Source organism: Peribacillus sp. FW305-BF15 (assembly GCF_058783805.1).
In genome coordinates this window covers 16,893-40,378 of record NZ_JBYSYV010000030.1, presented here as the reverse complement: position 1 = coordinate 40,378, position 23,486 = coordinate 16,893, and the positions used below count along the sequence as shown (strand labels likewise).

The 23,486-nt window shown below is 37.4% G+C and carries 28 protein-coding genes; 20 read left to right on the top strand and 8 right to left on the bottom strand.

Translation table 11 applies throughout. The annotated features are described in order from the left end of the window. Positions 1 to 2 precede the first annotated feature (2 nt). The 6 genes from AC3WLU_RS23670 to spoVK all read left to right on the top strand — a co-directional run bounded on the left by AC3WLU_RS23670 (position 3) and on the right by spoVK (position 7,319). Positions 3 to 779 carry an ABC transporter ATP-binding protein gene (locus AC3WLU_RS23670; protein ID WP_440440086.1) on the top strand — a complete coding sequence of 259 codons (777 nt, stop codon included), beginning with the start codon at positions 3 to 5 and terminating at the stop codon, positions 777 to 779. Then, positions 757 to 2,691: an FtsX-like permease family protein gene (locus AC3WLU_RS23665; RefSeq protein WP_492598035.1), complete on the top strand. Its 1,935-nt coding sequence runs from the start codon at positions 757 to 759 to the stop codon at positions 2,689 to 2,691. Before AC3WLU_RS23670 ends, AC3WLU_RS23665 begins: the two co-directional genes overlap by 23 nt. A 546-nt stretch (positions 2,692 to 3,237) precedes the next feature. Then, positions 3,238 to 4,560: a sensor histidine kinase gene (locus AC3WLU_RS23660; RefSeq protein WP_492598034.1), complete on the top strand. Its 1,323-nt coding sequence runs from the start codon at positions 3,238 to 3,240 to the stop codon at positions 4,558 to 4,560. A gap of 259 nt (positions 4,561 to 4,819) precedes the next feature. Then, a complete protein-coding gene (miaA, locus tag AC3WLU_RS23655) occupies positions 4,820 to 5,740 on the top strand; it encodes a tRNA (adenosine(37)-N6)-dimethylallyltransferase MiaA (protein ID WP_492598041.1) in 921 nt (306 codons plus the stop codon). 3 nt (positions 5,741 to 5,743) lie between these two features. Further along, positions 5,744 to 5,977 (top strand): RNA chaperone Hfq, encoded by a 234-nt coding sequence (gene hfq, locus AC3WLU_RS23650; RefSeq protein ID WP_034313436.1) that lies wholly within the window; start codon positions 5,744 to 5,746, stop codon positions 5,975 to 5,977. A 385-nt stretch (positions 5,978 to 6,362) separates the two neighbouring features. Then, a complete protein-coding gene (gene spoVK, locus AC3WLU_RS23645; protein ID WP_034313433.1) occupies positions 6,363 to 7,319 on the top strand; it encodes a stage V sporulation protein K in 957 nt (318 codons plus the stop codon). Positions 7,320 to 7,356: 37 nt separating this feature from the next. On the opposite strand, the gene AC3WLU_RS23640 is transcribed toward spoVK, so the two are convergent. Then, positions 7,357 to 7,965 carry a trimeric intracellular cation channel family protein gene (locus tag AC3WLU_RS23640; protein ID WP_034313431.1) on the bottom strand — a complete coding sequence of 203 codons (609 nt, stop codon included), beginning with the start codon at positions 7,963 to 7,965 and terminating at the stop codon, positions 7,357 to 7,359. Between the two features lie 168 nt (positions 7,966 to 8,133). On the opposite strand from AC3WLU_RS23640, the gene hflX reads away from it, so the two are divergent. The 4 genes from hflX to glnA all read left to right on the top strand — a co-directional run bounded on the left by hflX (position 8,134) and on the right by glnA (position 12,640). Continuing rightward, positions 8,134 to 9,387, top strand: a complete 1,254-nt coding sequence (gene hflX / locus AC3WLU_RS23635) for a GTPase HflX (protein WP_057276372.1) — start codon at positions 8,134 to 8,136, stop codon at positions 9,385 to 9,387. Positions 9,388 to 9,399: 12 nt separating this feature from the next. Next, complete coding sequence (locus AC3WLU_RS23630) at positions 9,400 to 10,668, top strand: methionine gamma-lyase family protein (protein ID WP_413001928.1); 1,269 nt, start codon at positions 9,400 to 9,402, stop codon at positions 10,666 to 10,668. A 196-nt stretch (positions 10,669 to 10,864) separates the two neighbouring features. After that, a complete protein-coding gene (locus AC3WLU_RS23625; protein ID WP_034313425.1) occupies positions 10,865 to 11,269 on the top strand; it encodes a MerR family transcriptional regulator in 405 nt (134 codons plus the stop codon). Positions 11,270 to 11,305: 36 nt separating this feature from the next. Next, a complete protein-coding gene (glnA, locus tag AC3WLU_RS23620; protein WP_034313424.1) occupies positions 11,306 to 12,640 on the top strand; it encodes a type I glutamate--ammonia ligase in 1,335 nt (444 codons plus the stop codon). 110 nt (positions 12,641 to 12,750) lie between these two features. Here the strand turns inward: glnA and AC3WLU_RS23615 are convergent, their stop codons facing one another. The 5 genes from AC3WLU_RS23615 to AC3WLU_RS23595 all read right to left on the bottom strand — a co-directional run bounded on the left by AC3WLU_RS23615 (position 12,751) and on the right by AC3WLU_RS23595 (position 15,954). Beyond that, complete coding sequence (locus AC3WLU_RS23615) at positions 12,751 to 13,938, bottom strand: tyrosine-type recombinase/integrase (protein WP_492598033.1); 1,188 nt, start codon at positions 13,936 to 13,938, stop codon at positions 12,751 to 12,753. Between the two features lie 48 nt (positions 13,939 to 13,986). Further along, on the bottom strand, positions 13,987 to 14,484 hold the full coding sequence (locus AC3WLU_RS23610) for an ImmA/IrrE family metallo-endopeptidase (RefSeq protein ID WP_492598032.1): 498 nt from the start codon (positions 14,482 to 14,484) through the stop codon (positions 13,987 to 13,989). Positions 14,485 to 14,555: 71 nt separating this feature from the next. After that, positions 14,556 to 14,732 carry a hypothetical protein gene (locus AC3WLU_RS23605; protein ID WP_268590427.1) on the bottom strand — a complete coding sequence of 59 codons (177 nt, stop codon included), beginning with the start codon at positions 14,730 to 14,732 and terminating at the stop codon, positions 14,556 to 14,558. A 31-nt stretch (positions 14,733 to 14,763) separates the two neighbouring features. Then, entirely contained in the window at positions 14,764 to 15,456 is a 693-nt protein-coding gene (locus tag AC3WLU_RS23600; protein ID WP_492598031.1) for a hypothetical protein, read from the bottom strand. Positions 15,457 to 15,573: 117 nt separating this feature from the next. Beyond that, positions 15,574 to 15,954, bottom strand: coding sequence for a helix-turn-helix domain-containing protein (locus tag AC3WLU_RS23595; protein WP_492598030.1), 381 nt, complete (start codon positions 15,952 to 15,954; stop codon positions 15,574 to 15,576). Between the two features lie 129 nt (positions 15,955 to 16,083). Between AC3WLU_RS23595 and AC3WLU_RS23590 the strand changes: the two genes are divergently transcribed. The 8 genes from AC3WLU_RS23590 to AC3WLU_RS23555 all read left to right on the top strand — a co-directional run bounded on the left by AC3WLU_RS23590 (position 16,084) and on the right by AC3WLU_RS23555 (position 20,716). Further along, entirely contained in the window at positions 16,084 to 16,326 is a 243-nt protein-coding gene (locus tag AC3WLU_RS23590; RefSeq protein WP_492598029.1) for a helix-turn-helix domain-containing protein, read from the top strand. Between the two features lie 76 nt (positions 16,327 to 16,402). After that, positions 16,403 to 16,708 carry a DNA-binding protein gene (locus AC3WLU_RS23585; protein WP_492598028.1) on the top strand — a complete coding sequence of 102 codons (306 nt, stop codon included), beginning with the start codon at positions 16,403 to 16,405 and terminating at the stop codon, positions 16,706 to 16,708. Further along, complete coding sequence (locus tag AC3WLU_RS23580) at positions 16,708 to 16,926, top strand: ORF6C domain-containing protein (protein ID WP_403064934.1); 219 nt, start codon at positions 16,708 to 16,710, stop codon at positions 16,924 to 16,926. The genes AC3WLU_RS23585 and AC3WLU_RS23580 overlap by 1 nt, the downstream gene beginning before the upstream one ends. 54 nt (positions 16,927 to 16,980) lie before the next feature. Further along, on the top strand, positions 16,981 to 17,253 hold the full coding sequence (locus AC3WLU_RS23575; RefSeq protein ID WP_239860742.1) for a helix-turn-helix domain-containing protein: 273 nt from the start codon (positions 16,981 to 16,983) through the stop codon (positions 17,251 to 17,253). Between the two features lie 243 nt (positions 17,254 to 17,496). Then, positions 17,497 to 18,402, top strand: coding sequence for a DUF4373 domain-containing protein (locus AC3WLU_RS23570; protein ID WP_363929443.1), 906 nt, complete (start codon positions 17,497 to 17,499; stop codon positions 18,400 to 18,402). 3 nt (positions 18,403 to 18,405) lie between these two features. Beyond that, the gene (locus tag AC3WLU_RS23565) at positions 18,406 to 18,762 is read left to right on the top strand and encodes a replicative helicase loader/inhibitor (RefSeq protein ID WP_268590421.1); all 357 of its coding nucleotides are present in this window, start codon (positions 18,406 to 18,408) and stop codon (positions 18,760 to 18,762) included. 2 nt (positions 18,763 to 18,764) lie between these two features. Beyond that, positions 18,765 to 20,075: a replicative DNA helicase gene (gene dnaB, locus AC3WLU_RS23560; RefSeq protein WP_492598027.1), complete on the top strand. Its 1,311-nt coding sequence runs from the start codon at positions 18,765 to 18,767 to the stop codon at positions 20,073 to 20,075. A 455-nt stretch (positions 20,076 to 20,530) separates the two neighbouring features. Further along, entirely contained in the window at positions 20,531 to 20,716 is a 186-nt protein-coding gene (locus AC3WLU_RS23555) for a DUF3954 domain-containing protein (protein WP_492598026.1), read from the top strand. A 413-nt stretch (positions 20,717 to 21,129) separates the two neighbouring features. Here AC3WLU_RS23555 and AC3WLU_RS23550 read toward each other — a convergent pair whose 3' ends face one another. Together AC3WLU_RS23550 and AC3WLU_RS23545 are read right to left on the bottom strand one after the other, a co-directional pair. After that, entirely contained in the window at positions 21,130 to 21,873 is a 744-nt protein-coding gene (locus AC3WLU_RS23550) for a hypothetical protein (protein ID WP_492598025.1), read from the bottom strand. Positions 21,874 to 22,009: 136 nt separating this feature from the next. Further along, entirely contained in the window at positions 22,010 to 22,831 is an 822-nt protein-coding gene (locus AC3WLU_RS23545) for a hypothetical protein (protein ID WP_492598024.1), read from the bottom strand. Between the two features lie 194 nt (positions 22,832 to 23,025). Here AC3WLU_RS23545 and AC3WLU_RS23540 point away from each other — a divergent pair, with 194 nt between their 5' ends. Then, entirely contained in the window at positions 23,026 to 23,196 is a 171-nt protein-coding gene (locus AC3WLU_RS23540; RefSeq protein WP_492598023.1) for a hypothetical protein, read from the top strand. A 126-nt stretch (positions 23,197 to 23,322) separates the two neighbouring features. Beyond that, a complete protein-coding gene (locus AC3WLU_RS23535; protein WP_492598022.1) occupies positions 23,323 to 23,484 on the top strand; it encodes a hypothetical protein in 162 nt (53 codons plus the stop codon). The last annotated feature ends 2 nt before the right edge of the window (positions 23,485 to 23,486 follow it).

Sequence of the window (23,486 nt, the reverse complement as noted above, 5' to 3'; positions counted from 1 at the left end):
GGATGTCGATTTTAAAAGCAGAACAACTATCCAAAACTTATTTTCAAAAACAGGGGAATTTATTTCATAAGGCGTTACATAATTTCACCATGAATGTACAGAAAGGGGAATTTGTCGGAGTGATGGGTCCATCCGGCAGCGGGAAAACCACCCTGCTTAACTTAATGGCCACGATTGATAAGCCAACCACAGGTAAAGTCATTCTAAATGATCAAAATCCTAATGAATTAAACAATCAGGACCTGGCATTGTTTCGCAGGAGGGAAATTGGATTTGTTTTTCAAGACTTCAACCTTCTTGATACACTTACCGTTCGCGAAAATATCCTCCTTCCTCTAGCATTAGATCGTTATAAACTGCAGGAAATGGAAAATAGGGTGAATCAGTTGGCGAGCCTTCTTGGTATAGAAGGGATTTTAGAAAAGCGGACTTATGAAATTTCCGGAGGTCAGCAGCAACGAACGGCTTGTGCAAGAGCGATGATTCATGAGCCTTCCATTATTTTAGCGGATGAACCTACTGGTAATTTGGATTCCAAATCTGCCAAGCAGGTAATGGATACCCTCACGACACTTCAGGAGAAAAAGGGAGCAACCATTCTCATGGTCACTCATGACCCGACTGCCGCCAGTTTCTGTGACCGGATCCTATTCATAAAGGATGGCAGGTTCTTTTCGGAGGTTCACAGCGGAGGGGAAAGACAGAGTTTCCATCAAAGGATTTTAGATACGTTAAGCGTTTTGGGAGGAGTCTATCATGAACATCCGACTTCTCGCTAAGAGAAATATTCAAGGAAATGCTCAACGTTATCTAGCTTATTTTTTCAGTATCGTCCTTTCCGTCTCAATCTTTTTTATTTACGCATCGTTTATCTTTCATCCAGATGTGGTCCATGCGGATATCCCGGGGGGAAAGCTAATTAGCAGGGGACTTATTGCAGCTGAAATAGTGATCATCATATTTTCGGTTTTCTTCATTGCTTATTCGAATGCAGCATTTATACAGCCGCGAAAAAAAGAGTTTGGGCTACTGACACTGCTTGGAATGTCCAAATCCCAACTTAGAAAACTGATTTACCTGGAGCAAACGATGGTTTCCCTCATATCTATCCTGATTGGAGTTGGCTTAGGGTTTTTGTTCTCAAAGTTATTCTTAATGGCAATTTCTTGGTTATTGGCTGTAGAGCAACCAATATCGTTTGTCTTTGTCCCTGAGGCCTTTATTTATACTATTGTTGGTTTCATTTTGCTATTTCAGCTATTATCGCTCCTATCATTGTTCCAAATAGGAAATGCGGAGGTAGTCGATTTACTCAAAGATAAACAAAAACCCAAAAAGACTCCCTTCGTTTCAAAGTGGTTAGTTGCATTATCAGCAGTTTTCTTAAGCATTTCTTATTATTTTGCATGTACGCTGTCGTTGAACAATTCTTATATTCGAGTATTGCCCATAGTATTCTTCGTACTGATCGGCACCTATTTTTTATTCAGCCAAAGCATTGTCGCTCTTTGCAGCAGGCTTTACCGGAAGAAGAAAAGCTTATATGGCGGAACGAATTTAATTACTCAAACAAACCTGATCTTCAATATTAAGGACTATTCCAGGTTATTCTTTTTGACCTCGATCATTACAGCCGTGATTTTGACAGCTGCAGGAACACTTTTCATGTTCAGTGCAGATTTAAAAAAGCAAGGGATGGATAACATTCCGCAAGCAATTGGCTGGATTGAAAATGACGCTTCCATTTATTCAGTTATTGAACCATCCGCAGTGGAGAATACATTAAAGGAAGATGGATTCAAGATCCTTTACGAAGTAAATATGACTGGAGTGCCCATCACCCACATGTTACCCCATATGAGAACGGGAGAACCCAATGAAATTAGGTCATTATTAATCTCGGAAAGTGATTATAACAATGCGGCTGCATTGCGAAAAATTGAACCAGCAAAGTTATCAGGAAAAGAAGCGTTATATATTTTTCCTTATGGGGGACTGGACTATCAATTCGTCCACAAGGGAGAACAAAAGGAGCTGCACTTTGGCAATGGAACCATCCAGGTAACAATGGTTGGTCAGCGAAATCAATCGATAGTCGCACCCATAAAAGCAGCAACGACTTTGATGGTGGTCGATGATCAGCTGTATCATGAAATCACTGCTGATGTGCCATTAAAAGAGATGGCAAGAGTACGAGGGTATGAAGTTAAAGATTGGGAAGAATCAATGGAAACATCTAGTGAAATCGAACAAATTTCTAATGATCATAATCAACTGCAAACAAGAGCTCCGATTTATCAAGAAATGAAACAGGGAAGCATATTGATTCTTTTTATCGGCTTGTTTGTCAGTCTATTATTCTTTATCGTCCAAGGGAGCATGATGTATCTGCGAGTTTTTACGAATTTAGAAGATAAAAAAATTCAAATCCATGCCCTTCATCGATTGGGGTTGACAAAAAAAGAAATACGGCAAATTTTAAGCGCCGAAATACGCATCCTCTTTTTCGCTCCGTTTCTGATAGGGGTGATTCATGCCATAGTCGCCTACGTGGCATTAAGCAATTTATTGGGATCGAATTTGTTTGCCTACTCGGCCATGGTCATCGCAACGTATTTTCTTTTTCAACTGCTATACTATCAAGTAACTAAAAAGATGTATGAGCGGGCAGTCATCAATTCGATTAAATAGAAGCTATCATATGTAAATGGAATCTGGGGTTCAGTCCCTGATTCCATTTTTTTTATTCAGGAGTCCTCTCATTGAAACGGCATTTTCATTGATGAAAAATTAGTCAATATGAACTATTGAAAGAGGAGTGATCCGCTATTTTGCACGAATATATGAAATATGGTGTGATTTTACAGATTAATCCTTTACAATATTGTAATATTTTCAAATAAAGGGTAAAATTATTTATTTGAAGCGAGAATTTCGAACCCCGCATCATTTATTTTTACCATTTTTACATACATAATTATACTAAAATAATTACTTTTGGGAATAAAATGATTTATTGGAAAGTATTAATAATTGATGTGGTTTATATTAAACATAAAAAGTCATATGATCAAAAAAATGGTGGGTAATCTGTCAATTACTTGATTTATTATAGTATTATATGCCTGGGGTTATAGAGAATATTAGATTTTTCCCTATTTCTTTATCCCTTAATATAGTAAACTCAGAATAGGTTCGTTAACTTTTAGCTGCTAGAGATGAGGTAAGTTTAATCCTATGAAAAATAAAAAGTTAAGGGCACTTCTTTATTTGACCATACTTTTATTGATTGTTTTCATTCTTCTAAATATGTTTTCAACATATTTAAGCATTAAAAATTCTGTGCAAAAATCCGTTGCCAATCAAAACTTGGTAGCTGCCAGATCTATAGCCGACTCGATGGATATGGAGGCTTATCAACGATTTCTCAATAACCAAGTAAAGAGCCAGGATTATTTGGATATAAAAGCTTACTTAGAGGATGCCCGTGAAAAAATAGGAGCATTATATGTTTATACCATCCTGATTGAGAATCCCACAGTATCCAAGTGCATGATTACTGGGTTTTCTAAAGATCATAAAGGGGATTTTCCTATCGGTGGTGCATGTACTGTTCCGCCGGAGCAGGTCAAACAGGGGTATGAAGGCAAAAGCTTCATTACCGGGATTCTAGAAGATCCGGAATATGGTGAGTATTTGACTGTGGGAGTGCCAATGAAAAATCAAGATGGCGACATTATTGGTTTTTTGGGCATTGATGTGAGCGCGGAAGATATTAATGCCATTAACGGCAAGGTATTGAAAAGCAGCATTGCCATTCTTGTTTATAATGGTGGATTTGTCATCATGCTGCTGGTTACCTTTTTTGTCATTCAAAAATGGTATCAAAAGGAACTGACACGTGAAGTGGGGGATACGGAAGATACGTATCAATCGGAATTCCAATCTCTATTTGCTTCAGTCCGCTCATTAAGGCATGATTTTTCCAATCATATTCAGGTGATACATGGACTGCTTAAATTAGAAGAGAACGAAAAAGTACTCGAATACTTAACCGGGCTTTCAAAAGAAGTGCATTCAATTGAATCGATGAAATTGGATGTGATTCATCCGGGCTTGTCTGTCCTGTTGGAGACCAAAAGGCTCTCGGCCCAGAATTATAATATCGATATCGAAATTGATGTTTCACCCAAATCCTTCAATCGGATCAAAACAATCGATTTGATAAAATTATTATCAAATGTTATCGACAATGCTATTGAGGCAACAATTGAATTGCCAGAGCAAGAACGCCGAATGGATATTGCCTGCAAAGCTGATGATGAAAAGTATTCGTTTATGGTCACGAACACCGGACCAATGATTTCGGAATTAGATCTGGAGAATATATTCGCCAGCGGTTTTTCAACCAAAAAGGCACAAAAGGGCAAAGTTCGCGGACAAGGATTGTTCATCGTCAAAGACTTAGTGAACAGATATGATGGAGAGATTCATGTACAATCCTCTGAAAATGAAACGACCGTTACGATGATCATTCCCGTAAATGGAAAAATGGGCTGAATTGATCCAAAGGAAACACATTTGATAAGAAGGTATGACCCTGAAAGGGATCATACCTTTTTTATATAAAGATGATGATTATTGCAGGTGAAAAATTGAATAAAAGTGCCTCAATTGGACATAATGGGTAGATGTTTAGCTGCTCTCAACGAGATTATGATAAGATAGGGAAAAAATCATTTAAGGCAGTGAGATTGTGAAACAACAAAAAGGAAAACTTCTCGTTATCATTGGACCGACTGCTGTTGGGAAGACAAAGATGAGCATTGAGATGGCAAAGTTATTTAATGGTGAAATTATTAGCGGAGACTCCATGCAGGTTTATAAGGGGATGGATATTGGTACTGCAAAAATCAAGAGGGAAGAAACAGAAGGAATCCCTCATTATTTACTTGATATTAAAGAACCTGATGAACCATTTAGTGCGGCAGAGTTCCAGGAGCGAGCCAATGCTTGTATCGAGGATATCCAAAGCAGAGGTAAACTTCCCATTATCGTCGGCGGAACAGGATTATACATACAATCAGTCATCTATGATTATCAATTTTCGGAGGCGCCATCCGACCCTATTTATAGGGAGGGACTTGAAAAACAGGTAAGGGAGTCAGGAATAGATCCTGTTTTTGAACAATTACGCAGCATTGACCCGGAAAGCGCGAATCGGATTCATCCTAATAATGTAAGAAGGGTGATCAGGGCACTTGAGATTTATCATTGTACTGGTAAAACGATGAGTGAGCAGCTGAATGAACAGCCTACAGAATTCAAATATGATACGTGCATCATTGGATTGACAATGGAACGTGAAAAGTTATATCGACGCATCGATCAACGTGTTGATGTTATGGTAGAAGAAGGGCTGATTCAAGAGGTGGAGTCATTTCATGAAAAAGGTTTGAGGGATTGCCAATCGATCCAGGCTATAGGCTATAAAGAAATCTATGATTATTTGGATGGAAGGGCTTCATTGGATGAAGCCGTTGAGACATTAAAGCAAAACTCCCGTCGATACGCAAAAAGGCAATTGACCTGGTTCCGGAATAAAATGGATGTAATTTGGTTTAATATGACCGATCTCGAGGGTTTTCCAAAAAAAATACATGAAATATCTGGATTTATAGCAGGAAAGCTTTTCGGTGAAGGCGAATACATAAATTTAGAGAGAAAAGAGGAGGACTAATACATGAAACAATCAGTAAATATTCAAGATCAGTTTCTTAATCAACTACGTAAAGATGGTACGTATGTGACGGTATTTTTATTAAACGGGTTCCAGATTAGAGGACAAGTGAAAGGGTTCGATAATTTTACCGTTTTATTTGAATCGGAGGGCAAGCAGCAATTAGTCTATAAACATGCGATTTCTACATTTGCTCCACAACGTAATGTTCAGATCGATTACGAAGTGAAGGAATAATCATATATATGAATGTAAAAAACAGGTTTAGCTTATAGCGACCTGTTTTTTTTTTTGCATGCCCTTCTCTGTCCTTTTTCAAAGAATCGATAATTTTACGTACCTTATTTGAATATATATCAAGGGACGGATTATTTTCCGGGAAACCGCAGGAAATGACATTACCCCTAATATATTGGTGAATGGGAATGGGATTTGTCGTAATAAATCCTCCAATGAAAAAATCCTGTCAGAATAAGTCGCTTTTCAAGAAGGGAATGGGGCTTAATCACGAAAGTAATAAACGGATTTTCCGATGGGGTAATTTTGGCTATGCAGCATTTGCCATGCCATCATAAAAAATTGTGGTGTTAGAGTCAGGGTCCAAGATGGAGAGGTGAATGAAATGGAACAACCGATCCGTATGAAAAATAACGGGCAAATCAATATTGTGTTTAATGCGGAAAACAGAAAAGCGCTACAAAAGGATCTGCCGATAAAAGAAATTTTGGTGCAGGAAATCCCCCACCAGCATGTGGCATTGAAAGAGATTGAAGATGAACTGAAATCGCTGGTTGGAATGGAAGAAATGAAACGGATGATAAAAGAGATATATGCCTGGATTTACATCAATAAACAACGTGAGGCAAAGGGGCTGAAGACTGGCCGGCAAGCGCTGCATATGATGTTTAAAGGGAATCCGGGAACAGGGAAAACAACGGTAGCACGTTTAATCGGGAAGTTGTTTCAAAAAATGAATGTACTTTCTAAAGGGCATTTAATTGAAGCGGAGAGGGCAGATTTAGTCGGGGAATACATTGGCCATACTGCCCAAAAAACCAGGGATTTGATTAAGAAGGCCATTGGCGGAATCTTATTTATTGATGAAGCCTATTCCTTGGGAAGAGGCGGTGAAAAGGATTTTGGAAAAGAAGCCATAGATACCCTTGTCAAGCATATGGAGGATCGGCAGCATGAATTCATTTTGATCCTTGCTGGATATTCGAGGGAAATGGAATATTTCCTAAGTCTTAATCCTGGCCTTCATTCGAGGTTCCCGCTTGTTATTGATTTTCCGGATTATACGATTGAACAGTTAATGGAAATAGCCGATCGGATGCTGCAGGAAAAGGAGTATCTTATGAATCGGGATGCCGAAAGGAAATTAAGGGAACATTTAATCATATTACGTTCTTTCCGGGGACCTATTTCATTCTCTAACGGTCGTTATATCCGCAATATAATAGAAAAGTCAATTAGGGCGCAGGCGATGCGGCTTTTACTGGAAGATTCATTTGAAAAATCCGATTTATTGACGCTTACCAGCCAAGATTTGATTTTCGAGGATGAAGAGAAAGAATGACATGGAAAAGCCCACCAGGATGGCGGGCTTTTCAAATTTATGTTTTAGGCACCCATTTTTTATTAGGAAGATGCCAATTATTGGTGTAAGAAAGGACTCGCAATATCGTGATGACGGCAAAGAGCGAATAAAGCTGCCATGATTGGGATAATACACCACTGCCTAAAGCCAAGCCTGCAATGATGGCCCATACTGCGTAGATTTCTTTTCTGAAGACCAATGGCTTTCTTCCGGCCAGCACGTCACGGAGTATCCCGCCGCCGCATCCGGTTAATGCAGCTGATACTATGATGGCGCTTATTGGATGATTAAGTTCCACGGCATACATCGCCCCTTGGATGGCAAAGGCTGAGAGGCCAATGGCATCACTGAGATTTCCCCATCTGTCCCAGTGCTTTGATAGGTTTGTAGGAAAAACAAAAACGATGGTGATGGATACTAAAGCGATGACAAAATAGAAACTTTGATCCCATAAAGCTGAAACGGGGACGCCGATCAACAGATTGCGGATTGCCCCGCCGCCAAAGGCGGTTACGATTCCTAAAATATAAACTCCTAAAATATCATACTCTTCTTCCATGGCGATGATGGTTCCGCTTATAGCGAATGCAATCGTACCTATGAAGCTTAATACTTCCCATGTCATATGAATGTCCCTCTATGTCTTTTCGATTTTGATGGTAAAGCCAAATTTGATTTTAGCACGGTATCGTAATTTTTAAAACGGTTAAAAGCTTCGTTTTGAGGAAATTTTTATATATTCAATTTTTTTGTTATGATTAAGTTAAATTTACCAGAAGGTGGTGCGTGTGATTTGGAAGAAGCAATAAAGGAAACGGCTGTCTTGATTGGGTGTCAAACAACTGAGACAAGTGAACATTTTGAATATTCACTCGATGAACTGTCTTCTTTGGCGAAGACGGCGAATGCTGAGGTTTTAATGACCATCTCCCAGAAAAGGGAAAGCGTCGATCCGGCTACATATATAGGAAAAGGAAAAGTGGAAGAACTCCGGAATCTGGAAGAGGAGCTGGAGCCGGATTTATTTATCTTTAATGATGAATTATCCCCGAGCCAGATTCGGAACCTTTCGAAACAATTGGAGGCAAGGGTCATAGACCGGACACAGCTAATATTGGATATATTTGCTCAGCGGGCTCGATCCAGGGAAGGGAAGCTGCAGGTTGAACTTGCTCAGCTCCAATATTTATTGCCGCGTTTGGTTGGACAGGGGACGGCAATGTCCAGGCTAGGAGGCGGAATCGGCACAAGGGGACCAGGGGAGACGAAGCTGGAAAGCGACCGCCGCCACATCCGTGGAAAAATAGATGAAATCAAGCAGCAATTAAGTGGAATAGTGAAGCATCGTGAACGCTATCGTGATAGAAGGAAACGTAATAAGACCTTTCAAATAGCACTAGTGGGATACACGAATGCAGGTAAATCAACGCTGTTCAACCGTTTGACGGAGGCGGATTCATATGAAGAGAACCAATTATTCGCTACGCTGGATCCCATGACACGAAAGGCGATTCTTCCTAGCGGATTTACCGTGCTTCTGACGGATACGGTTGGATTCATACAAGATTTGCCGACATCTTTAATTGCCGCATTCCGCTCTACCTTGGAAGAGGTGAAAGAAGCGGATCTGCTGTTACATGTGGTCGATTCCTCAAGTACCGATTACTTTAATCATCAGAAAACGGTGCAGGATTTGCTAAATGACTTAGATGTCCCTTCCATTCCACAGCTAACGTTGTATAATAAGAAAGATAAGGTTCACGCTGATTTTGTGAGATCAGCCAGTCGTGCTTCATTAATGATCAGTGCCTATGAACAATCGGATCTGAATGAAATCATGGAAGAAATTGAAAAGTACGTGATTGAAGAAATGATCCCGTATCATGTTTTCCTGCCATCGAGTGAGGGTAAACTATTATCACAGCTGAAAAATGAAACCATATTGCGCACTCTCTCCTTTAATGAAGAATCGGAAAGATATGAATGCAAAGGTTTTTGTCTAGCTGATCATCCAATAACCGGGCAGCTGGAGAAATATTCATTATAAAGGGGAATTTTGATGTATCAGCAGTTAACAAATGGAGAAGTGTTGAAAAACATTGCCCAGGAAGTGGAAGCAATGATTTCTCCATTACATAAGCAAGTGGACGAACGAATCGAAGAAAATCAATTTCGCGTATTACAAAGTTATCAAGCACATAAAGTGAGTGATTCCCACTTCATCCCGACTACTGGGTATGGATACGATGATATGGGCCGCGATACGCTGGAATTGATATACGCAGATGTTTTTGGAGCGGAAGCTGGATTGGTGCGCCCTCAAATTATATCAGGCACACACGCCATCTCCACCGCTCTTTTCGGCATTTTGCGCCCAGGGGATGAATTGTTATACATAACAGGAAAGCCGTATGATACTTTGGAAGAAATCGTCGGTATCCGGGGGACGGGTATTGGATCTTTACGTGATTTTCAGATCAGCTATAAGGCCGTTCCGTTGGCGGAAACTGGAACCGTTGATTTCGAAGCCGTCAAACATGCCATTCAACCGAATACGAAGATGATCGGTATACAAAGATCAAAAGGGTATGCTACACGTCCTTCCTTTACGATCGATGAAATAAAGGAAATGATTGCCTTCGTTAAAGGCATTAACCCGGAAATCGTCGTGTTCGTGGATAATTGTTATGGAGAGTTTGTTGAGTCACAAGAACCATGTCATGTCGGAGCGGATTTAATGGCTGGTTCACTCATTAAAAATCCTGGCGGCGGGATAGTGAAAACCGGTGGATACATTGTTGGTAAAAAGGACCTGGTTGAAGCTTGCTCTTATCGGTTAACATCACCAGGAATAGGGGCTGAAGCAGGTGCTTCGCTTTATAGTCTGCAGGAAATGTACCAAGGATTCTTCCTAGCACCGCATGTCGTGGGCCAAGCTGTTAAAGGAGCCATGTTCACAGCTGCCTTTTTAGAAAAGCTCGGTATGAATACATCCCCAAAATGGGATGCGAAACGAACTGACTTGATTCAATCCGTTCAATTTGATGAACGGGATAAGATGGTTGCCTTCTGTCAGGCCATCCAATATGCATCACCAATCAATTCACATGTGACACCATATCCTGCCTATATGCCGGGATATGAGGACGATGTAATCATGGCTGCAGGCACCTTTATACAGGGGGCCAGCATTGAACTGACGGCAGATGGTCCGACAAGGGCTCCATATGTTGCTTATGTTCAAGGCGGATTGACATACGCCCATGTTAAAATGGCTGTATTGACTGCTGTGAATGCGCTAATGGACAAAAAGCTGATCCAATTGTAATTGAAATTAAATAAGGTATGTTATGGGAATCCAGATATAATTGGATTCCAGTAAGAATAATAGTCATAATATTTTTGTAGTAACAAATCATTTAATTTTTCTGAAAAAATCACGTCATAAAATGTAACATCATATTGACAAGTTTAATAACATGATATAAGATTATTTTAAGATAAACAAAAGGAGGATGCTAAGAATGAGCGGCAACAACATTCGGCGTTCGATGCCTCTTTTTTCCATCGGAATCGTCATGCAGTTAACTGAGTTGTCTGCACGCCAAATTCGGTATTACGAAGAGCATCAACTTATTACTCCTATGAGAACAGATGGAAATCGTCGGGTCTTTTCATTAAATGACATCGATCGACTGCTTGAGATTAAAGATTTAATCGAACAAGGAGTCAATCTGGCCGGCATTAAAAAGATTTTCACTGTAAAGGAACAGAATTTACCTAAAACCCAAGAATTAGAACAAGCGGAAAAAATAAGGCATGACCTTAGTGACGAGGATCTTCGCAAGCTTCTGCGTGCCGAGCTTTTACAAGGAAGCAAGCATCGAACATCTCTTAGACAAGGGGATATGTCCCGTTTTTTCCAATAAAAAATATGATTTATGAATTATTAGGGGGAATAGAAATTGGCAAAGTTCACACGTGAAGACATCACTCGTTTAGCGAAAGAAGAAAATGTTAAGTACATTCGTTTACAATTCACTGACATTTTAGGGACAATTAAAAACGTTGAAATCCCAGTCAGTCAATTAGAAAAAGCACTTGATAATAAAATGATGTTTGATGGATCTTCCATTGAAGGCTTCGTTCGTATCGAAGAGTCTGATATGTACTTATATCCTGATCTAAATACATGGGTTATCTTCCCTTGGACTTCCGAAAAAGGTAAAGTTGCACGCTTGATCTGTGATATTTACAATACGGATGGAACTCCTTTTGATGGGGATCCACGTGCAAACCTAAAACGTGTTCTTGCAGAAGCAAGAGAAATGGGCTTCACAGATTTCAATCTTGGACCTGAACCTGAATTCTTCCTATTCAAACTGGATGCAGCAGGCGAGCCGACGCTGGAATTGAACGATAAAGGCGGATACTTTGACCTTGCACCTACTGACCTAGGAGAAAACTGCCGTCGTGATATCGTTCTTGAGCTTGAAGAAATGGGATTTGAAATCGAAGCATCCCACCATGAAGTAGCTCCAGGACAACACGAAATTGACTTTAAATATGCAGATGCGATTTCAGCTTGTGATAACATCCAAACATTTAAATTGGTTGTTAAAACGATTGCCCGCAAACATGGTTTACACGCAACATTCATGCCAAAACCATTGTTCGGTGTTAACGGATCTGGAATGCATTGTAACGTTTCTCTATTCAAAGGCAACGAAAACGCATTTTATGATAAAGAAGGTAAATTGGAATTAAGCAAAACAGCTGAGCAATTTATCGCGGGTATCATTAAGCATGCTCCAAGCTTCACTGCGGTAACAAACCCAACTGTTAACTCATACAAACGTCTAGTTCCTGGTTACGAAGCTCCTTGTTATGTTGCATGGTCTGCTAAAAACCGTAGCCCGCTAATCCGTATCCCAGCTTCACGCGGAGTAAGTACTCGCGTAGAGGTACGTAGTGTCGATCCAGCAGCAAACCCATACTTGGCACTTGCCGTTCTGCTAAAAGCTGGTCTTGACGGTATCAAGAACGACTTGACTCCTCCAGCTCCAGTTGATCGCAACATCTATGTAATGAATAAAGAAGAACGTGAAGAAGTAGGTATCGTTGATCTACCAGCTACTTTATATGCTGCATTGGAAACATTAAAATCTGATGAAGTCATCAAAGAAGCATTAGGTGAACACTTACTTGAACACTTCGTCGAAGCAAAAGAAATCGAGTGGGATATGTTCCGTACACAAGTTCACCCATGGGAACGCGAACAATATATGTCAATGTATTAATAGCTTTAAAGCCTTGGTATTACTGAGTTTCTCAGTTGCCAAGGCTTTTTTTTACTTTTATAAAATGAAAGGGAACGGGCTGGCTGACCACATTTTGACCACATTTCAAACTATTTCATATTCAACTGGGGATAATCCATGTAATTTGAATATCCGTCCACACTTTTTTCTTCGAGTTTTTTTGATACGTGAGCATAGACATCTGCTGTTGTTTGAATGGATTTATGTCCTAAGCGTTCCTGCACATCTTTTAAACTGGCTCCAGATTCAAGAAGTAAAACGGCGTGGGTATGTCGTAAACCGTGGATGGTTATATGTTTTGTAATTCCGGCTTTTCTACAGATACGATTAAATGCTCTGTGTAAGGTGGATTTTGAATAGGGGAGGCCATTCCCTCGTTCGAAAACAAGAGTTGTTTCTCTATGATATCTATCTGCCAATTTCAACTTTATTTCCTTTTGCTTAATGACATGACGTGTTAACAGAGCGGCAAGGCTTTCGTCGATTAAAATTTTTCTATACGATGTTTCAGTTTTAGGCGGTCCAAACATTTTATCAATATCCAATACATCATAATTTAAAGTTTTGTATACTTTAATTTTATTTTCGGTAAAGTCTAAATCGGGAATCTGGAGAGCTAAAGCTTCGCCTTTTCTTAAACCAGTATCGATTAATGTTTTAAAAAATATAAAATAGTTCCAATTTTCTTTTAGAGCTGCATCTAAAAATTTAATCACTTCATCTTTGCTAAGATACTCTAAATCTTCATCATCTTTTATTTGGTTTATTGCCTTATTAGGGATGGTCACTCCAGAACAAGGGTTTTTAGATAACATTTCAAGAGAAACTGCTTTATTCATTGCATTAGAAAGAGTAACGTGGATGATTTCTACTGTTCTTTTACTATTTTCTTGATCAGCGAGTTTATTAATGATTTTTTGATAATGTGTTGGGGTTAAATCTTTTATCTTCATATGACCAATTAACGGAAGGATTTTTTTTTGGACATTACGCTCATGAAGCTTATAAGTATTTTCTTTCACTGCGTTTTTTTTGTAAGTGGCTAACCAATCAGGTAAGTAGTCTTTAAAAAGAATATCTTTGTTATAAGCTTGTCCATTATAAATTCTAATTTCTTTAAGAGCTTCTTCTACCTTAAAAGCAGCTTCCTTTTTTGTGTCCGCACGCCGAGTAATTTGAGTTCTTTTGCCAGTAGCTGGATTACGAGGACCTTCTTCAGTACACTTCCATTTATAGCCCTGTTTATTTTTAGCAGGGACTTTTTGAAAGTAAGCCATAATGATTCACATCCTTTAATTTTTAGCCAGAAATCATTGCCTATAGAATTAGTAGGTATACATTTTTGAATTCTCAGCAACCAAATGAGAAGTGTAAATTTGATTTTGATATTGATCTAATCTTTGTGAAGCGAATTTATTTGTGACATTAAACGTATTAGCTAAATAATAAATTGCCTGATTACGATGGTTAGGCATTTCCAGCTTTAAAAGCATGAAAGTAGGAATGCAAAAATGGTAAGCAAAATAAATTGCCTGATTTTCCTGTAATTCTAAAAACATCTTAGGCATGTAGATTTGATTTCCAGCGTGTCTGAGAACATGGCATAACTCATGGGCAAAATCCTGCCACTGCTCCTGGGAAGATAACCGATCCTCAATAATGATTTCACCATCATAAAACCTGCTAGACATTTCCTCGAAAGAAACGACAAGTCCTAAACGTGCTGCAATATCTAAAAAATCTAGTTGGTGAGCATGGTATATATCGATGCTATAATAAAAATTTTTAATCCAATCTTCTAGTAGAGAAGAGCGATAGTCCATGATAAACCCCTCCTAAAAAAGAGAATGTTTGTTCGATTTTGATTTATAAGAAAAGCCCAAATGGGCTATCCTTACTTGAAATCTTCAAACTTATTAAGCTTTTTATTTGCTGATATAAAACCGAATCCAGAAAGTAATGCTGTTAGTGAAGCGATTGCAGCCGCGACTCCGATATCACCAAACATCATCATTGACAGTAATAAACCGATAACGCCCAATATTATTAATACTAGAGCTATAATTTTCAAGTCTACACGCCCCTACTAGTATTAATATTTGTTATTCGAAAGAATATTCAACTTGTTGTTCTGGAGTAATATCTTCGTAGGATGTGCTATCTGTGGTGTAACCAAATATGAGTTTTACTTTATTGATATCCCCATTTTTTAGAATTAGACCATCAGTATATTCCTTTTTGACCTTTCCTAAAAACTCAGAGTCTAATTCAGAATCGTCTGTTATGAAGTCTTTCATTTGTGCATCAATTTGTTCGCCTTTATCAGTAACAACATTCATAAGATCGTACCATTCAATATTTTTCTCCTCTTTATTTTCAGCTTCATAAGCTATTTGTAAATAAGTAACCTCATCGCCAATAGTATCTGTGTCAGCAGCCAATTTTAGACCTTCTTTATAATCTTCAGTCATATTCGAGAGTTTTAAAAGTTTAATATTCTTAACTTTAACAGTTAAGGGAGCAATATCTAATGTTTCATTCACTTCTTTTATTTTTATTAATTCAGCTGTTACCTCAGGAGATTCTGCCTTTTGTCCTACTACGTCTAAGATAGTATTGCCAGCTTCGTCTTTTTCTGGTTTTGGTATTTCATTTTTCACTTCTTTTTGTTCAGCACTCTTTGTCTCTTCTTTGGCTTTCTCCTCAGAAACTGAGGTTGTTTCGTCGCTCCCTCCACAACCTGACAATATAAGACCTGTAGATAGTATTAATCCTCCAAATGTAAATCTTTTCACTTAAATAACCTCCTATAATTTATATTTATATTAAAAATTTAATACCCAATAGGCAAAAAGATTTGGGTAAAATCGACTATATTGATTCCATAGAAAGCCCTTTAAAAAGGCTAGCTATTACTTACTCTTATCTCTCTCTTTAATGAACTCCCAAAAGCGAATTAATTCTTCAATTTTTTCTTCTGGAGCGTTTTGTAAATCCTTGAAGAATATTTGTGTTTTAGGATTAAGAAATTCTTGCCACATTTCATCAGACGAATTGCTGTTTTCATTTCCTGTGATTATGTAGTCGATTGTAACTTCATACAGATCAGCAAGTTTTTTTAAAGTTGTAAAATCTGGTTGCCTTTTAGCTGACTCATAGCTGGATAGCGTATTATTTTTAACCCCAATTTTTTCTGCTGCAAATTTTTGTGTAAGTCCAGACTTTTCACGCAACCATTTCAATCTATCGCCAAAGTCCATGAGTAACCCTACTTCCTTTTTTACTAATAACATTTTATCACCATTTCTCTATTCGAGAAAATTTATTCACGAATTGAGAATTATTTACTTTACATTCACAAAACGAGAAGGTAAACTACGAATATAAGGTTCACGAAATGAGAAGTTAGGTGGTGAAACAAAATGAGAGAAGATCTTGGAATTCGTATTAAAGAATTGCGTATTAAACAGGGATTAACGCAAGTTGATTTTGCTAAAAGGCTTGGTTATAAACATCCTTCAATCATCAGTGAGATTGAATCTGGTAAGAAAGGGTTAAGTGCTAATAAGTTACCTTTAGTTGCCAATGTTTTAAGTGTAGATATAAATTCGCTTTTTTTTGTTCAAATAGTTCACGAAATGAGAACAGATGTAAATTCTGCATAATGAGGCCATTGCAAGAAAATAAACTCAACCATGATCAATAAGAATATAGACAATCTTTAAAGAAGGGAGCACGAATATGATTCAAGTAAATCTTGATTTTGCTGATGAAAGCTTTCGGGAAGTGCTTCGGCAAGAAATCAAAAATGCCATGGCCGATGTAGTCCAGCAAAATCAATTACCGCCAATGCTCACAAGAAAACAGTTGATGCAACTTTTCAACATCGGTGAAACAAAAACATCTGAATTATTAAGCCGTCCAGACTTTCCGGTTTTTAGAGAAGCTGGTGTATTGATTCCAACACATTTACTGTTCAAGTGGATTGAGCTAAACACTCGCTTTGTTGATGAAAACACAAGTTATTTTAAGAAGGAGGTTGTTTAATGACTCAACTAACTCATGGCGAACAGCTCCGCCTTGAAAAAGGTGTAGCACGTCGAGTCTATGAATTCACAGATGACAAGAAAGAAGCTGCCAGGCTTTTTAAGGAATTGTATCGAGAAATCAAAGATATATTCGGCGTGCATACTTACAAAGATGTGAGGAGCAAGGACCTTCAGTCTGTCATACAGCTCATTGAAAACTGGTCACCTTCATCTTAACAAGTTCCACCAAGATGAAGTATTCCGATTTGGCATATAAAGGTGGTGAAAGTATTGAAATTCGGATCTGTTCTTCAAGCTTGTAGGGAACGGGCCGGTCTATCACAAGAAGAGTTAGCTCATCAACTGAACCGTACGCAGTCTTGTGTTTCAAAATTTGAGAAGGACCGAAAAGTTCCCGATATAGGGACGTTCATGCAATGGGTCCAGATAACTAATGCACCTGAAGTGGCAGTAGCGTTCCTTTATGGTATGGACGGTATAAATATCATTCATCAGCTGCTCCCATTGATCGGAGGATTAATTTTATCTATACGTGTTTTATAAAAAATGATTGGAGGAAGTAAAGTGAAGATAATCGCAGGAGAATGGTTGAAGTTGTCTCTATTACAGAAACATGATCTATTAAAAAATAACATAAAAAAAGAGCAGTGAGCTACCGACTCAACTACTCAATATTTCGATAGTTCTATTTTAACAGATTATTAATGGAGCGGCAAACATTCGTTCTTTAAGTAGGTTTTATAATCGATTTTCACCAATTATATTTGAAAAGGAGGCGAGGTGATAATGGCCAGACCTAAAAAAGAAGGCTTAGATTATTTTCCATTGGATGTTGATATGGATCAAGACGATAAAATTGCTTTGATTGAAGCGAAACATGGTGTCATAGGTTTTGGAGTTACATTGAAACTTCTAATGAAAATCTATAAAGAGGGTTACTTTTATCGATGGACAGAAAGAGAGCAATTACTCTTTTCCAGCCGAATAAATGTAAACATTAATGCTGTTCAAGAGATAGTTATTGATTGCATTAACTGGGGACTATTCGACAAAGAAACATATGAAAAATATGAGGTTTTAACATCAAAAGGCATTCAAACACGTTATATAGAGGCAATTCTCAGGAGAAAGTCCGTTACTCTTCACGAAGAATTTTTACTGATCGATTATCGGGATCATATTGGCTCTAGTAAAATCTCAATTACTCTGATTAATGCGGACAATAAAGAAGTTAATGTAAACATTAATTGTCAATCAAACAAAATTAATGGTGACATTAATCCCCAAAGTAAAGTAAAGGAAAGTAAAGTAAAGGAAAGTAATAAAAACAATATACCTGAACAAATTGAAAATTTGCGTCTCAGGTATTCCAAAAATCAATTAAAGATTATTGATGATTACCTAGAAATGATTCGGCATACAAGGGTGAGTGCTAAGATATCTCCTTCTGTGATATTAGGAATGTATCAAGACTGGGACAAGCGACCAACGATTTGTGTAGAGTATGGCTTAAAAATCCATACTGAAAATCCTGCATACCATTCTAAAAAGGAGAATTACACCAGTGGAATCATTCGAAACACGACAGCAGAAGAAGCAGCAGATAAATTATCCAAGCCATTTCCGCAATTTAATACGGGTACACATAAAAAACAAAATAGCTTTTTAGCTCTTGTAGAAAAAGGGGGTTAACTCATGGAGAGAAGGCAGATTGCAGAATTACTAGATTCGATTCATTCTAGTTATCCAGGTAAGTTCGTTGTTCAGGATCCTACTAGTTTACTTGATTCCTGGGAAAGAGTATTGAAAAAACACGATTCTGAAAAGGTCCTGAAAAACTTTGATCGTCACCTTGAATCCAGTGTTTTTCCTCCTACAATTGCTGATCTTGTGAAGAAAAGGCCATTAGATAGAATGGACTCCATTCCTAGCGTGAATGAAACTTTAGAATATCTAAGGTTGATAGAAAGTAAATCAGAAATTAGCGAAGAGGCTGCTCACTCTATCCAAGAATGTAAGGCGCAAATCAGAAAAATACTAGGAAGGTCTTAGATATGGAAGAGCAACTTTTATATAATCTTGAAGTTGAAAAATCATATTTAGGGATTTTACTGGCCGAGCCAGGATTAATTAAAGACGCGAAGATAAAGCCTTTTCAACTGTCGCCAGGGAAGAATTTCAATGTTTTATGGACGTTACAAGATTTAGACGAGAAAGGGATTCCCATTGATTTTGTTACAGTAATGGAACGAGTAGGAAGGAAAAACATAGAGAAAATTGGTGGCCCTGATTATTTAGGTGACTTAGCAGCATCGGTACCATCTACAGCCAGTTTTACATACTACGAAAAAAAAATTCACGAATACTGGCAAAGGCGAGAAGCAGTCACAGTCGCAAATCGAATTAAAGAATCTGCTCTTATTGGAGAGCCTGCAATTGTTATTCAGACAGGAATCAATGATTTGATGAGATTAGAGGATAACTTTACAGACGATGATGATGGGTCCATAAAGGATGACTTGGTTGGAGTATACGATGAATTAGAAACACCAAAAGGGGAAACTACCGGTATGCCTACAGGGTTTACAGAATTAGACCGAATGACAGCTGGATTACAAAAACAAGATCTTATTGTCATCGCTGCCCGGCCATCTGTAGGGAAAACGGCCTTTGCATTGAACATAGCAGAGGGAGTAGCTAAACAGGAACAATTCGCTGTTGGAATCTTCTCCTTGGAAATGGGCAGAAAACAATTATTAAAAAGAATGATTTCGAGCAACGGCAGGATCAATGCTCAGCATATTAGAACAAGCAATCTGGTCGATAAAGATTGGGGAAAGCTAACAGGTGCAATGGGAGATGTAAGTAACCTTAATCTTAGGATCTTTGATAATCCAAGTATTACTGTTAATCAAATTTGGGCGAAGGTCCGCAAGATGAAACGAGATTACGAAGGTAAAGACATTTTGGTCATTATTGATTACCTGCAGCTCATTACGGGATCAGCCAAACATAAAGGGAACCGAACACAAGAAATTAGTGAGATCAGTCGGATGCTTAAACATATGGCAAGGGAATTGGATGTATGTGTCATTGCCTTAAGTCAGCTATCAAGGGCGGTAGAACAAAGGCAAGATAAACGGCCTATGATGTCAGATATACGTGAATCAGGCCAAATTGAACAAGACGCTGACGTGATTGGATTTCTTTATCGGGATGATTATTACGACAAAGAATCTGAGAGCAAAAACATTATTGAAATCATCATCGGCAAACAAAGGAATGGACCCATAGGAACCATATCATTAGCATTCATCAAAGAGTATGGGGTGTTCCTCAATCTGGAGCGCAGACATGACGGTTAGAGAACTTTATCATGAGTCCATCAAATACAAGCTTACATCACTTAGTTTGTTGATTGAATTTCTGGTATACGAAAAACAAACAGTGAACTTTGCTAACGATAAATCAGTACTCGATCTTTATTTTAAAGAGAATAATAGGCCGAGAATGAACGAGTTGTTAAAGGAATATCAGAGGAGGATTTATGGGTCAGCTTTATGATGCTTTACAATCTCAAAACCAAATGATACGGAATTTTGTCTTAGAAAGGTTGAAAGCACTTCAAGTTACTAACTCCCAACACGGACAGCCCATTTGAATTACTGGATAATGATGAATTGAAATATGAGTTAGTTCTAGCAGCTTATAAAGAAATGAATGCAACCAGGGACGCTAATAAGTGGCTTTAGGAGGAAAAGTAAATGTCAAAAATTATTGATTTAAATACTTTCGCGAAAAAAAAGGGGGGGTGGATCAAGTGGAAAAGGAAGTGAAAATTAGTTTGGAAGAAAATATGATTTATATTGTGAGCAACCAAAAACTCACTCAGATGATTCCACCAATTGGCGGTTTCGGGGAAACAATGATAATGTGGCAAAACGATAATGCCGTTCATGCCATAACTAAATTTACCACTAAATTAAATAAGGGGGATTCAAAATAGATTTAAATACTCATTAATTATTGTTATATGGATAATGATTGGTCTTATCTCGATCGATAGAAACAAAAGAAAGAACATAAAGCACAAATAGATAAAATTCGAAAGGACAACAGCCTCTTCTCCGAAAGAGCCGACGCGAAAGCACCATGTTATTGATTACTTTTTATAGAATTTTGGAAAGAAGGAAAACCAAAGAGAACTAAAGGAGTGAATCCAAATGCAGCTGAACTTGAATACACGAATAAAACGGGTTTTAGAAATGAACGAGCTTGGAAGCCAAATGATGAAAAAAGGTTCAGGCCATTGATTAAATGCTATGTTCAGTCTCCAGATAAAAGGGAACTCCAACTGTGAAGGAGAGGAAAACAAAAAAGGGCCAGATAAAATATTTTACCTGGCCTCAACAGAAACGGTTAGTCTTTGTTGTTTTTTATAAAGTTTTCGTGATATTCAATCTCATGATATTTGTATTTTTCACGAATTGTACTCATCAACTTATCACACAATTTTTTATATTGAATCATGCCATCAGAGTAAGTCTTTAAATCAGTATTGCCATAAAGTTGCCCATGTCCCAGATTTATAGAGCTAGCCATACAATCGTCAATATCTGTCAAAATTTCTATAATATCAGATTTAATAGAGTCTCTAACAAATAATAGGTCTCTAGTTAACTCTTTGTTTTCTTTATCAATAAAATTGATTGCTGCATACCAGTGTGGAAATGTCATGTTATACCATCCTCCTATCGTAAAAGGAAGTTGGGGATTAACGTGATTGCTAAGATACGATATTTCTTCATCCATGCTTGAGAATTTGGTACCAGGTTGCACAGGATAAGAATTACGAAGCGAATCAATTAACGTGTTACCAAGTCTATGTATTTTTGCAGACTTGTTATTTATATATTTATACGTTTTGACTTTTGATCTTTCAGATTCCAAATGAACATTGATGAAGTAGAATATTAGCCCGGTGATGTATCCTAAACATATTTTGTAGTATAGGGCACCTAATTCAGCTCCAACAGAAAACCATTCTGGGATGTTAATTAGCCATAAATCAATTATTAAAACCGATGCTATCGCTATTACAAACAGTATTTTTAATTCTTTTCGTAACGTAGTAATTCTATATTTCCAGTATTTAAGTTTCATTGCTTCACCCCGATTTATTATTTTTAAATTAATGGAATACGGAATATAACCAAGTAGGTGGTAAGTACATACAAAATATTGACTTATCTGAGCAGGAAGGAGAAGAAAAACCATCCAAAAGGGATGGTTAGTCAAGTTACTTGCGTAGTAATTCTACAGTTTTTGCGACAAAGCTTTTGGATGATTTAATTTTCTTCTGTTGTTCAATTTGATAAATTTTAGCGTCGAGTATTAACTCAATTGCCAGTTTTACATCTGGGAACAAAGATAGGCATTGCTCTTCTGATAATTCATGGATGCCTTTGCTTAAGATACTGTATAATTTTCTATTTTCAACTAAGATGGACGGTAATAAGTCTTCTAATATTTTAATTTTTTCATCCATTTTAGCTTGTTGGAATTTTGTTTCATCCAATGATGATTGACTTAATGCTTCAAGCTTACTTTCTTCTATTAGATTTTCAAAAATTCTTCTTAAGTAGACAAAGGATCCAGCACCAATTCCGTGTGAAAATAATCCAATTGACTTAGAAAGATCTCGATAATCTTCTTTTAGAATGCTACGGTACTTTTTTATCGAATGTTCCTCAATAGAAGCAACTGAAGGGAATTGACCAACTTTGGTTAATATATAATCAACTATTCTGAAATTGAAAGAATATATATGTGAATTATTTCTTTGACATTTAAAACTTAAATTCAAAGGTGTGGTATGAGAATTCAATTTCACTCTTTTCATATCATCATTCATATTACTAAGGTAATTTGAACTAATTGATGTTTTATTAAGTATGAAAGTTGTATCTTTTTCACAGTCAATACAAAAACAATCAAATTGAATATCGTTTAATTGAAGTAATATTTCTCCAATAGAATCAAAATCCTTAGCCGTAAATGTTATGGGATTATATAAGCCAAGCTCTAGAAAAAGCATTTCTTTTGTTATTTTGGAAGTCATATAAACGTCCTTTTCATTTTTAATATAATTATAACAGTATTTAGGAATATACGAACCACTATCTGCTTAAAAAAAGTTCACTTTAAATAAGGGCTATTATATTAAAAATTATGTCGGTACAGATCACTGTAACGCAATTAGATTTGATTTTGTGTACGACTACCCATTAAATTTGTCTGAGGAGGTTATATAACATGGAATTAATTAAAGAAATTCAGTTGAATAGCAAAGAAGTGGAAGATGCCATTACCGATTATCTAAAAAAAGAAGGATACAAAGCAGTATCATTCAAATTCAAATCATCAAATGCTTTAATGTGTGCGTACCCGATTAAAGCATCCATTGTTGTAGAAGAAATCCAGTAAAGTAAAGAACAATTGCATAAACGTCTGGCCGGAAAAACTGGAGGACATTCATTAAAGATAGGAAACTAGAATTCCTATTTTCAATGGATGTCCTTTTTTATTTAGAAAAAGAGAGAAGGAATTATAATGGAAAAAGAAAAAAAAGAAAGAAAAATCAAGCACCTAATCAAATGGAAAGTCGATCGGTATCGGACAGACAAACGCACAGGTGCCATCAGTCCGGTAGAGCCAAGTCGTTATGTACAATATGCTTATGATGAATTAGAACGTCAATTTCCTAAAGAATAGAA